Origin of the sequence: Gilliamella sp. B14384G12, assembly GCF_016101825.1 — a bacterium.
GTDB classification, from domain to species: Bacteria; Pseudomonadota; Gammaproteobacteria; order Enterobacterales; family Orbaceae; genus Gilliamella; species Gilliamella apicola_N.
Genome location: NZ_JACFPU010000040.1, coordinates 1 through 548 on the forward strand (window position 1 = coordinate 1; position 548 = coordinate 548).

General features: G+C 31.9%; 1 protein-coding gene. It reads left to right on the forward strand.

From position 1 onward, the window contains the following. Positions 1-548: hypothetical protein (locus tag H3S73_RS13565; RefSeq protein WP_198248923.1), on the forward strand; the 548-nt coding region annotated here is incomplete at both ends.

Genomic DNA, 548 nt, shown 5'->3' on the forward strand with positions numbered 1-548 from the left:
ATGATTTCGACCAATATTGGGCAAAGTTTAATAATCAATTAAAACTTGAAGAGTACAATCGCTTTGCTGATAAAGTAAAACAGTATGAGAAAATTAAAAAGAATAATGGTCGAGATTACACCCTTTATTGTCGCTGGTTATTTTGCGATAAGTTGTCTGCCTCTGATTTTTTTTCGGGTAGAAAACATCAATTTGAAAATAAGGAAGAGATTACTTTTCCTGAGCAAAAAATATCCAGTTTTAATACTGTTAAATTTTGGGAGCAGGAGTTCAATTATGATAACCAAGATATCCATAATGATATATTAAATGATTCAATTCAGATATTTAGAACGCAAGGTAACAGTTATTATGATATGGGATTATGGGACGAACTCCTATCCAGTGATGAGACTTATTTTCATAAAGTCATTGCAGGAAAAAATCCTTCTTTTTGGAAAGAGGGTGATATCAAATCACTAGTGGATAAAGGCAACGAGCTCAACAATTTTTTAATTGAACATTGCCTTATTAATCCGATTATGGCTTTAGCACAATCACAGGCAATT